Raw genomic sequence first — 16,178 nt, 5'->3', positions numbered from 1 at the left:
GTAGCGATAAATATCTTTCCGGTGAAGCACCCTGGCAAAAGTAACAGTTTCGCCATCAAAATAAAAACCTATTCGATAGTCACCAATCCGAAGCTGATAGGCATTATCATCCCCTTTCAATTTTTTCAAGTTAATAATTGCCTGTAATATCAAGTCCGGTCGATTAACATAACAAAAATTGTTCGTAGTGTGGACTTTAGTCCGCAGTATGTTGCGGACTAAAGTCCACACTACGAACCTTCAATGGGAAATGGGAATAAGCTACCTTATCGACACCCATCGCACCCGACACGATCGCCTTTTTCGTGTAGTACAATATAGTTATATTCGTGTTATACGCGTAACTATAACCGCATCATGCCATGTCACAGCCAAAGTCCCCAAAACCCAAAATGGCGACAATCCGCGAGATTTACGATCGCATTTTATGGGATAGTCGTTTAGACCATCGTGCCTTTAGCCTTGGTTTTAGCGATCGCATTTCTGGTAATATGCGGGAAAAGCCTTTGTCAGAATGGGCAGTCGATGGCGATATTCCCTGGCATCGGATTCGTTATGTTAAATGTGGGGAAACAATTGTTTGGGATCGCGATCGGCTGGTAGACTTGTTTACTACTGGAGAATTACCAGTCGCGGCATGGGTTGTCGCCACGGAAAATATAGAATCGGCAAACCAGCAACTGCAAATCGATCCTCAACAATCAAATCCCACCTTTGTGAAAGACTTCCCGACTAGATCTATTTACCAATACAATCAACAAAATTGGCAAGCCAGGAATTTGCCCTTAGAGTCGGTAACGATAACCAGATTAAAAATTGTCAGTTATAACGTATTATCAGATCTCTACGAGTCAGAACTTACCGAGACAGCCCAGCGAATTCCGATAATTATAGAGCATCTGCGTCAGTGTGATGCCGATATTATCGCCCTTCAAGAAGTAACACCGCGTTTATTAGAAAAATTATTAGCTGAGGATTGGGTTCAGGCTTATCATATCTCCGAATCTCCCCAAGGCGAAACGCTGGAATGGCACGGTTTATTAGTGCTATCGCGATTGCCATTTACTTTAGTAGAATATCGCTACTCGCCACGGAAGCGGGTATTAGTAGGAAAGTGGTTGCTGAATAGTAAAACTCTCAATGTCGCCGCCGTCCATTTCACCAGCGATTACAATAAAAATTCTGAAAAAGTCAGGTATAAGCAACTTAATATCTTGCTAGAATACCTAAACTCACAGCCGGGAGATTGTCTAATTGTTGGCGATTTCAATGCCAAAGACAACGAACCAGCAGAGATATTAACGACAAACAATTTTATCGATCTTTGGCAAACACTGCATCCCGAAGATCCGGGATACACTTTCCATCCCCAGGCTAATCCTTTGGCAGCATTAATGAGTCTAACTGGACTTGCGGGACGGTTAGATAGGATGATGTTACGGAGTCAGAACCGAGATTGGATATCTCGTCAAATAGAATTATTTGCCTGCAATCCCATACCAGATACAGAAGGAAAAATCTATCCCTCAGATCATTTTGGTCTCCTCACCCAACTAGAATCCATCACCTGTTTGCAAACCATCTCACCTGTCTATAAAAGTGCAGTTGTCATCATTCCACCGGATGACATTTTACCTGCAATTCAAAGTATTCGCCGCCGTTGCGATCGGCAATTTCATCGTTGGATGCCTCATATCAATATAATATATGGTTTTCTGCCAGAATCATATTTTTCAGAAGCAGCAGCAGCCATTACCCAAGCACTGACAAAACTAGAACCATTTACTATAACTTTATCAAACTTTGAAACTTTCACGCACTCTTCTAGCTGTACGGCATGGTTAAATCCGATTCCTCAACCTGCCGATCCACTGCATCAATTACAAGCAATACTTCAACAAATATTTCCGCAATGTGATGAACAAAGTAGCAAATCAGCTAACGGATTCACACCCCATTTAACTGTAGGTCAATTTGACACAACCGAAGTCGCCAAAACCGAACTTTCCCAATGGCATCCAGTCAAATTTCAAGTAGACTCGATCGCCCTAATTAGCCGTCGCGATAACGAACCATTCGAGATTAGATATCGGATACCTTTAAAATCGGCAACTCCCCCAGAAAATCCCGGCGCAAAAACACGAGAAAATGAGTCTAACTTATCACTAATACAAATAATCAACCAACTCGATCCAAAACTAAGCCAAACACAGACACTGCATCAAGAACTAATTCAGTCGATCGTCACCCAAGCCTGTCAAGAATGTTTAGGCTACCAACCATTATTACAGCAAATTGGATCGGCGCGGATCGGCATACAAAGCAGCCACAGCGATTTAGATTTACTTTGTATAATTCCTGCCCCTTTAACAGGAGAAACATTCCTCAAACAGGTACAAACTAGATTAGCAGGATTGTGCTATTGCTCCCAACTGGTAAAATCGGGGAGAGTACCAGTATTGAGAATGGAAATAGAAGGAGTGGCAGTCGATTTACTCTCTGCCACAACCCTCGGACAATTCCAGATAATTGAACCATTATCTCAAGAGGCTAGACCATTTTTTGATGCCGTCAGTTGGAGTGCCGTAGTAGGTGCTTTGGAAGCGGATTTAATGGTAGATACAGTCAGCCAACATTTGTCCTGGGATTTATTTATAAACTTGTTAAGGGCGGTGCGAACCTGGGCGAAAGCACGTCAGATTCACGGTAATGCTTGGGGATTTCTCGGTAATTTTTCTTGGGCATTACTGACAGCTTGGAGTTCTATTCATAGCGAACACTTAAACCTAGATATATTACTTGCTCATTTTTTCCAAATCCTCAGCCAACACGATTGGACTCAACCAATAGCATTAACTGAAGCCGGAACACAGTATCAAGTACAAAAATCGCGGGAATGGTTGCCTGTAATTACATCGATCGCACCTTGTCAAAACAGTACCAGAAATGTCACGCGATCGACCGCAGAAATATTGCGCCGCGAATTGGGTCGCGGTGCAGAAATTGCGTCGGAAGTATTGGCGGGAAATACCACTTGGACAACTCTATTTGAGTCCGTTGATTTACTGGAACAATCAAATGCGTTTTTAGTATTGACGGTAAGTAGTGCAGAAGTTGGTAATTTAGAAAAATGCGGCGGCTGGATTGAAGGTCACATAATTGGATTAGCGATCGATTTAGAGCAAAAACTAAATATTTCTGTCAGACCTTGGCCTGGAATTCGGAGAAGGCAAAATCTAGTTAGTGTCGTGCTAGGTATCATCTGTAATATAGATGAAGATTCTGGTGCGATCGCCCAAATTAGCAATGAGTTTATCGATCGGTTCAATGCTGCTAACGATTGTAGCAGTATCTTGCAGATCGAGTTGTGCGATCGCGACTCATATCATGTCCAGTCGGGTTGGTCACATTGTACCTCATCTACCTGAGAAAGGCTACAGAACCCATTTGACATCTTTTCTTGAACAAGAAAGGCAGATCGATCGGTCGTCTGGTGTAACTCAATGGTAAAATTGTAATTCAACTGTAGCGCTCCGATGAATTTGCATCCTACATTCCCAAATAAAAACTCAAATTAGCGCCTCCACCGAGTCACTAACCTACCAGCGTTATCTGCGCCTAGCAGTTTTTAAAGAAATGGATTTACCAAAATTTTTATGAATATAAAATGGTCGATAAAAAACTTATTTCGATCGCAGAACTTCTGGATAATTGTGCTAGTTGTGGCCATCTCTAGGATTGTCTTAAATTCGCAGCTTGACGAGTGGATTGGTGTAGCGCCACCTTCAGCAGCAATCGAACGTCTCGCCACCGCCACCACCATGACGCGGGAAGCGCAACAAATTTTCTACCGGCAAACTCCAACCATCGAACCCAAGCAAACCTTCTTTAAAATCTGTCAAACAAAAGAAAAGGTGAAGGATACCTTAATTATCTTTGGGTGCTATTTCACCAACGGTAAATCGGGCAAAATCGCGATTCAGTCGGTTACAGACGATCGATTTCAAGGCGTGATGGAAGTGACAGCAGCCCATGAAATGCTCCATGCCGCTTACACTCGCCTCAGTCCATCGGATCGCGACAAGCTAACACCCCAACTCAAACAAGCTGCTTTGCAAATCAAAAACGATCGCTTGTCTAGCATATTGAAGCAATACCAGCAAAAGGATATAGCTTTGTATGTTAACGAATTGCACTCGTATCTGGGGACAGAGCTCGGCTATCTCGGCGATGTCGAACTCGAACAATACTATCAGCGTTACTTTCGCGATCGCCAACAAGTGGTAAAGTTAGCCGATCTGTCTCAAGAGATTGTGCGAAAATTAGATGAGAAATCCCAGCAACTCAAACCTGAAATTGAGACCTTAGAAGCAAGTCTCGCACAAACCAAGCAAACAATCAAAGAGCACAATCTCGAACTCGGATCGAAGAAACGCAATCTAGATGCGTTGCAATTGGATTTAATGCGTTTTAAGGAACAAGCTGAAGAATCTTACCGACAGGGTAACGGCTCTCCAGAAAAGGTGTTTCAGTTTGAACAAAAAAAATCTGATTACAATCAAAAAGTGCAAGAATTTAACGATGGAGTGCGCGAACAGCAGGAGCGCGTTGCTGCTTTTCAAGAGCAATTCGATATTTACAAGCAGAAAGTGAATGATTACAATGCAATTGCTCGTGAAGAAAAAGCCCTCTTCGACGATCTCAAAGCTACCCCACCAGTCAAGCTCGAAGCCCCAGCCGGCCATGATTCCCATCTTGCCAAATGAGATCGTGCTCCTTATTAGGTACGTTGTTGCGCTTCAGCGCTCTTTGCTAATCTTAGGAAAGAGCGCTAAAGCGCAACTACATACCTTGACCTATTGGTAGTTTTATATATCCTATCCTGACAGGAGGGTTTTATTGCAGTCACACAAATTAGGTACGTTGTTGCGCTTGGGCGCTCTTTGCAAATATTAGGAAAGAGCGCTGAAGCGCAACTACATACCTTAGCCTATTAGTAGTTGTATATATCCTATCCAGAAAGGACGGTTTTATTGTAGTCAGACAAATTAGGTACGTAGTTGCGCTTGGGCGCTCTTTACAAATATTAGGAAAGAGCGCTGAAGCGCAACAACATACCTTGACCTATTGATAGTTTTATAATACCAGCGGAAGTGTCACCACACAAGTTGTACCAATACCAACTTCACTGGTAATCTCAATACTACCTTGATGCAAGTCAACGCACTTTTTAACCACGATCAATCCCAATCCCGTACCAGGGATAGTTCGGACATTCTTACCTCGGTGAAATGGCTCAAACAACTGCTTTATATCTTCTGGAAAAATGCCAATTCCTCGATCGCAAACCTGGAGTAGCACCTGATGCAACTGAAACTCTAAACCAAGATGCACATTACCTCCCTTAGGCGAATACTTAATCGCATTGGATAATACGTTGGACAGAATCGATCGCAACAATTTTTCATCCAAGCAAACGGGAATTGGATTTCCTTCACAGGTAAAGGTGATGGTATACTGACTGCCAGCGCTGAGCCGCATTTCTTCCACAAATTGTTCGCAAAATTTGTCCAAAACCAAAAATTTTGGATTAAATTCTAGTTTCCCAGTTTCGGCGCGATTGATGGTTAAAATATCGTCGAGCAATTGCACCATATTCCTTACAGAATCCTGAATTCGGTGCAGGTTTCTCAGTCGCTTTTGGGAGTCATTCCATTCGTCTGGGCTGTTTTCTAGAATTTGAGCTGCTGCTAAAGCCGTACTGAGTGGAGTGCGAAATTCATGGGATGCCATTGAAAAAAAACGGGTTTTCAGAATACTCAGTTCTTTTTCGCGCTCCAGGGCTAACCGAATTTCGTCCAGTCGTTTTCGTTCGGTGATGTCACGAGTATTGACGATAATTTGTGTGGTGGCTGCATTGTTTATAAAAGGCTGGCTAATCGCTTCCAAGGTTCGCCAAGAATTATCTTTGTGCCGATAGCGGAATTCAATGGGACGGTTGAGTTCTGCACTTTGCCAAGTATTGGTGAGACTTTGATAAGTAGTGGTAAAATCATCTGGGTGAATTGGCTCAAATATTTTTTTCCCCACGAGTTCAGATACTAAATACCCTAAGACTTTTTCCACAGAAGGACTGACATAGCCGATCGTACCATCTGTATCTAGAATCATAATGATGTCTAGAGCATTTTCAATGAGCGATCGAAACCGTTCTTCGCTATGTCGCAGGGCTTGTTCTGCTTGTTTTCGTTCGGTGGTGTCTCGCTGGATGGCGATCCAGTGAGTATACCAACCCGTGCGATCGCCAACAGGAACAATACTAAATTCATTCCAATATTCGGAGCCATTTTTCCGATAATTAATCACTTCAACGGTGACAGATTCCCAACGCGAAAGTGCTATCCGAATTTTGTCTAATTCTGTGCTATCGGTTTTTTTACCCTGCAAAATCCGGGGTGTTTTACCCAAAACTTCTTCTAGGCTATATCCTGTAATCTGGGTAAATGCTTCATTGACATAGATGATGCGAAGACCAACTTCATCGATCGCTTCCGCTTCGGTAATTACGACGCCATCATTTGTGTTAACAACAACTGATTGGAGGAGTCGCACCTGTTCTTCCTGTTGCTTTTGTTCGGTAATGTCGGCAATCACTGCGACAATGCCCTCAATCTGATTCTCACTATTCTTTAAAGGAGCAGCGGAGAAGATAATGTCGATCGCACTTCCGTCTTTTTTGTGGCGGCGCAGTTCGACACTATATGTGATTCCTTGCAGGAGATTGCTGCGGAGAGTGGAATAATTTTCTAATGGATCGTCGATAAAAATTGGGTTGGGATGGTTGATGACTTCTGCTTCAGTCCAACCAAACATCTGTTCGGCGGCAGGATTCCAAATTTTGACGTACCCTTCTATATCCAGCGTGAAGATAGCGCGAGGAGAGGCGCTAATCAGGGTTTTTAGGGTGTGGTTGGTGTGGCGCAGTTCTACTTCGGTGCGCTGTCGTTCGCCAATTTCGTCTCGTAGAGCGACGTTGGCTTCAGCTAATTCTTCGGTACGTTGTTGGACGCGCTGTTCTAGTTCGGCGTTGAGTTGTTGAAGCTGTTGGTATAATTCTGACTGTTGAATGGCGATCGCCACCTGCGTCGCTAGTTGCTGCATTAACTCCAATTCCCAGGTTTCCCAGATGCGGGGGCGATCGCACTGGTGAGCAATCAATAACCCCCAAAGATAGGGTACAGAAGGATTCCCCTCAACCTGCCGATTTTCTTGGACGATGGGGACAACCAATTTTGCTATGACTCCAAATTGTTGGAGAAAATCAGTCAGACAAGTTTCGAGATCGGCTTCTTCAATATTTTCTATGAGGCGGGTTTTTCCCAGAGAATAAGCCTCATGGTACTCGCTGGGAAACACTTCTGGTGGAAAGGATGTTCCTAAAATGACGGGGTAAGGGGGTAAAACGGCTTCGTTAATGGCGCTGCCCGTTCCGTCTGGCCACAGGCGGTAAATGAGAACGCGATCGGCTTCCAGAAAGCGTTGCACATCTGCTACCGTGGTTTCTAGCACGTGGTCTAAATCCAGGGATTGTCGGATGTGTTGAGCAATTTGATTGACTAACCGTTCGCGATCGGTTTGTTGGCGCAGCACCCCTTCGGCTGTTTGTCGTCGGGCTACTTCCTGTTTGAAGCAGGGGCAAATTACTACCACAACTAAAACGCCGATCGCAACTAGAAAAATGTTACTTAGCATAGAAAATGGTTGGATAATTCCTATGAAAATCAGGATGCCACCAACAGACAACAACAATGCTACAACCATGCTAACCAGTATCAGCCAGATCAAGAGCTTGGATCGAACCTAGTCTGGAAACTACCATATTTAAACCAGTATTGCTTGAGGTTGTGACAAGGCGTATGCAAACTGGCTTTGGCACGATATAGAATGACTTGACGGTGATCGCCCATCCAAATTTTGTCGATCGGCTGAACCGAGATTAATGTTCCTCCTAAAGCCGTAATCGACTCGGTAAATCGCTCAATAGCGCTATAGTCTATAGTTTCAAAGATGTAAAAATTGCCAGAACAAATTAAATGACGGCTGCGAATCCAGCATTGCAACTTTTTTTGGGCTTGTGGTGGCAACATTCTAATATGATTGAGTATCAATACTTCGGACAGTTTTAGGTGCTAATCGAGTACATGAAACCTAGGCTGGATCTATTGTGAACTATTTTTTCCAAGTTTGTTTTTAATGGCAACGCAGAAAAAAATTTAAAAATTGCAGGGCTGGTACTGTCAAACTTACAGAGGCTTTAAACAAACTGTCTTAAGTATTGGAGTATAGAGAATCATGGTCGATCGCAAAAACGTGATGAGGATTTCAAATTAAATTTTCTCCAGCTAGTTTATTAATAGAGTTGGCATTCTCCCGAATCGGGCATCCTCCAATTCGGGAGATACTTAATATTCTCAAAATGAGGGAATACCAGTTATCCCAAATTATACAGTAATAACAGTAGGTTGATTGTAGAATATCGACCCAAAGATGTAGATTGTACAATTATTTTGAGAAACTGATATAATCTCAATTTCTATCCAATTGTTGCTAGAAATTTAGAGATAGCTGAATCTAATTAGAGAAGCCAGAAAAACCCTCTAAATATGACTTAAATCCATCTATTAAACTTCTTGTTTTTGTTGGATTTAGAGAATCTCAGTGATGCTGACAATTTTGCCAGAGGTGCGATTGATCCGCTGAATTTGCGGAGTCATATTGTCTCCTGCCACAATGTATGTCGTGTTACTGAGGCGCCGAGGTCGATCGAATTTAGACCCTGTTACCACAATTTTGAACATCTTTTCGGTTGCGACATAAGCGCCTCCTCGACTGGTTGAGGGCTTGATGACGTTAGCGCTGTTGGTAGCAACGGCGTAGACTAACTGAGAAGCTTTGACGGCACTGTCGATTTGAGCAAAACCCCGATCGAGCAGCGACATCCGATTGTAACCTACTTGCTTGGTATTTGCTTCGCTGCTTCTGCCTCGGTAATAGGGAACAACGTTTTCACCAAAAGCGGTTTGATACTCGTCGCTGTCGAGATATGAGTCAATTTCGGCATCGTAGCCTTGCTCAACACAGCGGATAATGTGTTCAGAAATTTCAGTTTGATCTTGCGGTGCACGACCTAGCAGGTGCAGGAAATTGAGTTCGACAAATCGATAGGGAGCGCACTTTTGAAAATAGCGAGTGCTATAGAAATCAGATTTAGCAACCAATCGCACAAATTCACGCACGGAGATGCTGCGATCGCACAATTGAGATTCCGCAGTTACCAAGCGCTCGCTTTCCATCACGTGGGGATTGCCCAAAACCTGCTTGTAGACGGCGCGAATCACAGCTTGCACCTCATCTACACCGCTGGTTGGCCACAGTTCACATTTTGTCGAATCTGCCATTGCAATTAATCTCCTTTACAGATAATAGTTGGTAGTAGCTGAAATCTTGCACCACTGTCAATAACAGGCAAGATGCCTGTTCCACAAAGAGTGGATTTCTTGTGGAACAGGCATCTTGCCTGTTCGTAAAATGTTAATTGAGAATGGTTCAATATGTCAGTAATACACCGCTTATATCAATTCCAGTTGTACCGGAATGATTGTTGATTTTTGATAATTGATTGTTGATTGTTGATTGAAGCAAAGCTCCGAATTCTCATTACAAGCCCCGAATAATTCTTCAATCTAAAATCTAAAATCTAAAATCTAAAATCTAAAATTGATCGACTTTCAACTAGACAGGGGTGATACTAGCGATCGTCCCACCTTGTTTGTGAATCCGTTGATAGGTTTCGGATAGCTCGTTAAACGACACCAGGTAAACTTGGTTGCTGCGGCGAAACTTGGAAATCCGATTCACCACATTGGCGCGATAGCCGGTAACTTCAATGCGATAGACTTTTCCGTTTTCATCCGATCCAGCGCCATGACGAGTCCGAGCGCTACCGGATGGATTGCGGAATGTCGATCCGCTGCTGGCTGGAGAAATTACGGCGGTTGGCGTGCCCTGAATTACTAGGGAATTCAAACGCGGACTCTTACCAGCCAGATTTCCCTTCAAGCTGCTGCTACAAGCACCTCGCACCAACTCGAAGGTATGGGTAAACTGCACCATGCTTTGACAAGCTTCGGTTTTGTATCCCCGGATGTAGGGAACAATGTCATCTCCAAAAGTATTCTGGTATTCATCGCTATCGAGATAAGAATCGATCTCAGCCTCAAAGCCCTTGGTATCCAGAATGGTACTTTTGCTCCGCATTTCTTCGAGATCCAGCGGAGGGCGACCAAGTAGATGTCTGAAGTTGAGTTCGATCGCCCGATAGCGAGCACAACTATCGAAAAATCGCGATCGATACAAGTCAGACTTTGCAACCCGACGCACAAACTCCCGTACCGTCAGTTCATCGCGTTTAAACTGCGACTCACAAACGGTGAGGCGTTCGCTCTCCATGACGTAGGCATTTCCCAAAACTTGTCGGTATACTGCCTGAATGATGGTTTCAAGGTCTTCATTGGAGTTACCTGTAACCCGCTCTATTGGTGGGGTTTCATCAAACAGGCTCACTCCCAATCTTGAAGCTGGTCCAAAAGCCATTTAACACTAATCTCCCAAATTAACTATCAAGTGGGTGGGAGAATTGACCCCATCCAAGTGCCGATCCCACCTACAATTACATATAACAAGTAAAGAAATGAGTCAGAAAATGGTAAAGAAATCGGAAAGATTCTCAATAAGTAATAAATCGTGATTTTTGGCAATATTTGTTAAGAAAGCTTTGGCCAATGGTTTCTGAGCTTCCCTTGGGTCAAAACTTGTTGACATCTCGATCGCAAATCGGTAAAATTTGGGGCCCAAATGCGAATAAGATGTTGAGGAGCCAGCATGGCGATCGCCCTAGCCCTATTGGTATTAGAGCGCTCTGGTTCGCTAACTCAATCTTGTCTAAAAGTCAATAAGTGGCTTTGTACTTTCCCCCAGCCTCTTGATTATGAGGATTCTCTTGGTTGAAGACGATCTGCGCCTTGCAGAAACGTTGGCAGAAGCCTTGACAGACCAGCGCTATGTTGTTGATATAGTTACCGATGGGGAATCTGGATGGCATCAAGCAAAGATGCTCAACTATGATTTGCTGCTGCTAGATTTGATGTTACCAGAACTTGATGGAATTAGTCTCTGCCATCGATTGCGATCGCACGGCTATACTATGCCTGTCCTGATGATCACAGCCCGTGACACCCTCAGTGATGAAATTAATGGGCTTGATGCTGGGGCTGATGATTATGTAGTCAAACCCGTGGACTTGCAAAAACTATTTGCTCGGATTCGAGCCTTATTGCGTCGAGGTAGTAGCACTTCTGGGCCGATTTTAGAATGGGAAGAAATTCGCCTCAACCCCAGTACCTATGAAGTTAGCTATAGATACACCCCACTCCATCTCACGCCCAAAGAATACGCGCTTCTGGAACTTCTGTTGCGAAATGGTCGCCGTGTTCTCAGTCGAAGTGTCATGATCGAACACGTCTGGTCGTTGGAATCTCCTCCAGAAGAAAATACTGTCAAGGTTCACATCAGAGGTTTGCGTCAAAAACTCAAAGCTGCGGGAGCTGCTGAAGATTTAATTGAGACAGTTCACAGTATGGGCTATCGCCTGAAGCAATCAGATTCCCCTGTAAATGCGGTCAGTAACTCTAGGCTCAAGCCACTGAGCTTGTAAGAAATTGCCACCTATACTGATACAGCCTATTCCAGATTCATGAAGTACAGTAGCAGATATATTGTGTGCTGTTAATTTGTAGGGTGCGTCGCTCCGATATCTTGGATAATTTGCTGATTGACTGGTGGCGACGCACCTTACTTACGACAAGATTGTGTGTACCACATCTACATAGAATATGCTTTATTATTTCGGGTTGATTCGTCTTTGTATTTCATCTTCCTTCTTTCTTCCTTCTTGGTTCTTACTGCTGTCATACTTCGATTTTTACCCGATATTCTTAAAGTTTAGACTGCCGATTTTGCGAGCAAGTATTTAGCCCGATCGACCTCTTGTCCGCTGCCTTCTACGATTAGTAAAACACTGCCCTGAGAAATCTGCTGCTGATAGGCTTTAGCTTGCTCTGAAGTCAGCCCCAATCCAATTAAAGCTCCCATCAATCCACCCGCAGCCGTGCCAATTCCGCCACTCAACAGCGTAAAGCCGATCGCCCCAGACAGCAATACTTGACCCACACCGGGAAGGGCAAGGAGTCCCACTCCTAACAGTAGCCCGGTGGCACCCCCCACCAAATTGCCCAGAAACATTCCTTTTTTCAGACCAGTTGCAGTGCCTGCGATCGCTCCAAACGACTCTGAGGGAAGGTTTAAAGAATTTTGCTGTTCCTCGCACCTTTGCCCCAGCAAGAACACCTGCGCTAGCGGAAAGCCTGAAAACACCAGACAATCCAGAGCCTGTCCTGCGTCTTCACGGCTAGAAAAGGTTCCGAGGACTTGTCGCTGCTGGCTCAAAATCGTATTAAACATGGTTTATTTCTGATAAATTAATTATTTTCTGTATCTTTAACTACTATTTAACACATTTTTTGAAAAAGCAAGCATGAAAAAAGCTGATTGTCAGCAAAAGCTGACAAAAAAGAGATCGTGGCTGAACTTCAACCCGCGATCTCTTAGTCTGCGGAGGCAGACTTCGTATGACAAGAAGCGGTTTCAACCGCCGAATCATTCCAAATGATGCCGAATCATGCTAACTAACGGCGAGGCGCATACATAATCACCAAAACGCCCAGCAAAGCAATCCACCCTCCGAGTAAATCGTACTTATCAGGAGCAATGCGATCGACAATCCAGCCCCACAGAATTGACAACACAATAAACACACCCCCGTAAGCCGCATATGCTCGCCCAAAAGTAGCCGGTTGCAGCGTTGGCACCACTCCGTAAACCCCTAAAATAACCATCCCAATTACGGCTAACCAAGGGCTTTTGCCTTCGCGCAACCACAGCCAAAATAAATAGCCACCGCCAATTTCGCATACTCCAGCTAACACAAAAAGCAACAAAGATTGAATCATTATTTTTTCCAGGAATCGCTCAAAGTTGCAGGTTCTTCGATTGTCAAAGCAGCTTCGTTTTCTTCGCCTGTGCGAATGCGAACTGTTCGGCTTACCGGAATCACAAACAATTTGCCATCTCCGACAGTTCCTGTTTTCGCCGTTGTCACAATCGTATCGACAACCGCATCAACCATATCGTCGTTCACGACAATTTCAATTCTGACTTTCGGCAGAAAGTCAACCGTAAAAGGTTTGCCTTCCATATCTAAGAGTCCCAAAAAAGCAAGCGGTTTCCCTTTTTGCCGTCCGAATCCTTTTGCGCCTGTGACAGTCATTCCTTGAATACCAAGTTTGACTAAGGCTTCCTTGATGGAATCCAATTTAGCAGGCTGGATAATCGCAAGAACTAATTGCATAGATTTCAATTACCAAATATCTTGGGTATAGCATCCCCCGCCCTCAATCGGCAGCTAAGAGGGCGGGCACGGGGGCACCGCCCCTACCACAGGTCAACTGTTTAACTATGGAGATTTAGATGCAGAGGTGTTATCGCGCAGGGGATGATTAATATCCGACGGCAAAAACAGAGGTTTGCCTTTGATCAAGCTGTCTCCAATCAGGTAAGCAAATCCGGCAAAAAAGAAGGCAACAGAAATGCCGATCGCAGTCATAGAATTAGTTTTGGCATTACCAGTTCCAGTCAAACCGTAGTAAAAAATGCCACAAACCATAAGTAAATTCGTGACCAAACCCAAAACGGGAATCACAACAGTTTTGATTGGGTTGTGTTCCTCATCTAGCAAATGCTCTAGGGTAGCAACTAACGTTACTCCACAGGTAATTCCGTAGAGCATAAACGTGCCAATGTTAGACACTAACGTAACGATCGTCACGTTATCCACACTCTGCACCGCATAAGCCCCAATCAAAGCGGAAAGTCCAGTTAGAAAGTAAATTCCGATGTGAGGCGTATTGTAACGCCCGTGTAAAAAGCCGAATACGGCGGGTAATTCCCGATCGCTCCCCATGGCATAACTGATCCGAACACCCGTTGACAGCGACGATAGCGCTGTCCCGATCAATGCCATGACGACTGTGCTGGCGATCGTAATTTGCAGCAGAAATCCGTTACCAAATAGTAGCGTATCTCCCAAAATTTTCGCGATATCGCCGATCGGCGCACCCGACGATAATGCAGCGGCAAATCCCGTTACAGTTTTGCCATCAACAGTTGCAGTATATTGGTCGCCAATGAAAAAATTAGCCGCGAAATACTCGAAGAAATAACAGATACAAGCCTGAATAAATAAAGAGAGAATAACACCGCGAGGAATATCGCGCTGAGGATTAATGGCCTCACCAGCCATCGCTGTTGCCGATTCAAATCCGACAAGTAACAGAATTGCGATCGTCGCTTGGTAAATCAATCCCGATAAATCATGAGGCATCACAACGCTAAAAGCATTTGCGTGTTCATAATTCACATTCGGATGACCTAATCGGTAAACAATCATCAACAATCCCAGGAAGGTGAGAGAGCTAATTTGCACAATATTGATGATGATATTAATCAGCGTAGAACCGGTAACGCCCTGGAGGGCAATAAAGCCCACCAGCCCAGTGAAGATAAAGCAAATTAAGGTTTTGCTGAACCAATCTGCTGCAAAATCAGGGTTAAACAACTGCCCGATGTAAACGACAAGCGTTCCCATAAAGCTAATCATGATGCCGGGGTACACCCAGTAGTACAAATGTGCAGCCCAGCCGGTTACAAACTTTGCCAAACGCGCCAAACGAAAGTGTTTGTGTTCCTGTTTCGCTAAGATTGCTGCTTCTGCATAGTAATAGGAACTGCCGGCACCTGCTTCGGGGTAAGCTTTAGAAAGCGTTGCATAACAGCTTGCTGTCAGCAGGGCGATCGCAGTTGCTAGGGCGATCGCAGCCCACATATTTTTAGCAGAATCCGGCGGGGCTTGCAATTGGTAAGTCGTCCACAGAAAAGCGCCCGGTGCAATCAGCGCCATCGCGTTAATCGTAATGCCTACCAGTCCTAGGGTAGGCTTGAATTCTCCATTAGAGTTTGTCATGGGTTTTTTTTGAGCTTTGAAATTGTCGATCCCGTCCTAAGCCTGCGAAGGAATGAATCTGAGGCCACGGAGGAAATTGCTTTTGGTCATTGTGAGCTCTGAGATCGGGTGCATCTGGTTTTTGAAGAGGGCGAAGCATGACCGCATATAAGTTATTACTTATAATCCCATATTGACGGAGGTCATGCTATAGCCCATACAAACATATTTGCTTGCATTGAGATGCACCCGTGAGATCTGCGATCGTTTGGATTTAACTTCTTGTTTAAACGGGAATAGTTTATAAATCCGTATATAAAAATACAATAGATGCCTATAAGTCCGATCGGGACTTAAAAAATTTTCAAGCCCAAACATAGCTTAAATGGTTCTCCTGAGTTTGTAGTGATAAGCAAACCGCATATCCTTGACGAAGAGGGGAGCACAGAATCGCGAACAATTGTGCCTAATACCGTATCCACCATAAACCCAGGAGAGCCGCTTAAACCTGCTGTGAGTCAAATCCGGTAGCATCGGAATTATTAGCTGAAATCAGGAGACGGCTTGGCCTTAATCCCTACAGTATTATTTTTAGTAGGGACTAAGGCCAAGCCGTCTCCTCTATATCATTCCGGTGCAGCCGAAATTGATATGAGCCGTGTCCCTACAGTATTATTTTTAGTAGGGACTAAGGCCAAGCCGTCTCCTCTATATCATTCCGGTGCAGCCGGAATTGATATGAGTCAAATACGTGACCATTAGACTTCTCCGAAAAAGCCTGTCAAGAACAGGCATCTTGCCTGTTCCACAAGAATTATGGGAGATATCTATTATCTTGCAGCCAACCGACAAATCGATTCAGATATAGCTCTTCTAAAAGCTATAGCAGTTGACAGTTACAAAGTACCGCTCGTAAAAACATGGACAAAGCTACCCAAAAGTAGTCAATGTTAGACATCTACGTTAGTAATTTTAGTCCACAGTCCTAAAACTACAGGAATAA

At 44.1% G+C, this 16,178-nt stretch carries 11 protein-coding genes; 3 read left to right on the top strand and 8 right to left on the bottom strand.

The features are described 5' to 3' along the window. Positions 1-392: 392 nt before the first annotated feature. The gene (locus tag JGK07_RS08695; protein WP_293182361.1) at positions 393-3,428 is read left to right on the top strand and encodes a poly(A) polymerase; all 3,036 of its coding nucleotides are present in this window, start codon (positions 393-395) and stop codon (positions 3,426-3,428) included. A gap of 228 nt (positions 3,429-3,656) precedes the next feature. Then, positions 3,657-4,766, top strand: a complete 1,110-nt coding sequence (locus JGK07_RS08690; RefSeq protein WP_293182359.1) for a hypothetical protein — start codon at positions 3,657-3,659, stop codon at positions 4,764-4,766. 370 nt (positions 4,767-5,136) lie between these two features. Here JGK07_RS08690 and JGK07_RS08685 read toward each other — a convergent pair whose 3' ends face one another. The 4 genes from JGK07_RS08685 to JGK07_RS08670 form a co-directional block, all read right to left on the bottom strand. Then, positions 5,137-7,821, bottom strand: coding sequence for a PAS domain S-box protein (locus JGK07_RS08685; RefSeq protein ID WP_293182357.1), 2,685 nt, complete (start codon positions 7,819-7,821; stop codon positions 5,137-5,139). A gap of 20 nt (positions 7,822-7,841) precedes the next feature. Further along, positions 7,842-8,147, bottom strand: a complete 306-nt coding sequence (locus tag JGK07_RS08680; RefSeq protein WP_293182355.1) for a CpeR family transcriptional regulator — start codon at positions 8,145-8,147, stop codon at positions 7,842-7,844. A 558-nt stretch (positions 8,148-8,705) separates the two neighbouring features. Beyond that, entirely contained in the window at positions 8,706-9,458 is a 753-nt protein-coding gene (locus JGK07_RS08675; protein ID WP_293241694.1) for a phycobilisome rod-core linker polypeptide, read from the bottom strand. Between the two features lie 334 nt (positions 9,459-9,792). Then, on the bottom strand, positions 9,793-10,653 hold the full coding sequence (locus JGK07_RS08670; RefSeq protein ID WP_293182351.1) for a phycobilisome linker polypeptide: 861 nt from the start codon (positions 10,651-10,653) through the stop codon (positions 9,793-9,795). Between the two features lie 406 nt (positions 10,654-11,059). On the opposite strand from JGK07_RS08670, the gene JGK07_RS08665 reads away from it, so the two are divergent. Then, entirely contained in the window at positions 11,060-11,773 is a 714-nt protein-coding gene (locus JGK07_RS08665) for a response regulator transcription factor (protein WP_366039130.1), read from the top strand. Between the two features lie 287 nt (positions 11,774-12,060). Here the strand turns inward: JGK07_RS08665 and JGK07_RS08660 are convergent, their stop codons facing one another. The 4 genes from JGK07_RS08660 to JGK07_RS08645 form a co-directional block, all read right to left on the bottom strand. Next, entirely contained in the window at positions 12,061-12,579 is a 519-nt protein-coding gene (locus tag JGK07_RS08660) for a hypothetical protein (protein WP_293224425.1), read from the bottom strand. A gap of 224 nt (positions 12,580-12,803) precedes the next feature. After that, positions 12,804-13,127 (bottom strand): YnfA family protein, encoded by a 324-nt coding sequence (locus JGK07_RS08655; protein WP_293224423.1) that lies wholly within the window; start codon positions 13,125-13,127, stop codon positions 12,804-12,806. After that, positions 13,127-13,525 (bottom strand): P-II family nitrogen regulator, encoded by a 399-nt coding sequence (locus JGK07_RS08650; RefSeq protein ID WP_293224421.1) that lies wholly within the window; start codon positions 13,523-13,525, stop codon positions 13,127-13,129. Before JGK07_RS08650 ends, JGK07_RS08655 begins: the two co-directional genes overlap by 1 nt. A gap of 105 nt (positions 13,526-13,630) precedes the next feature. After that, positions 13,631-15,196 (bottom strand): APC family permease, encoded by a 1,566-nt coding sequence (locus JGK07_RS08645; protein ID WP_293224419.1) that lies wholly within the window; start codon positions 15,194-15,196, stop codon positions 13,631-13,633. Positions 15,197-16,178: the final 982 nt, after the last annotated feature.

It is taken from the genome of Microcoleus sp. PH2017_24_DOB_U_A, from assembly GCF_020738205.1.
Lineage (GTDB): Bacteria > Cyanobacteriota > Cyanobacteriia > Cyanobacteriales > Microcoleaceae > Microcoleus.
Note: the sequence above shows the minus strand (reverse complement) of the source record. Positions and strands in the feature narration are given on the sequence as shown.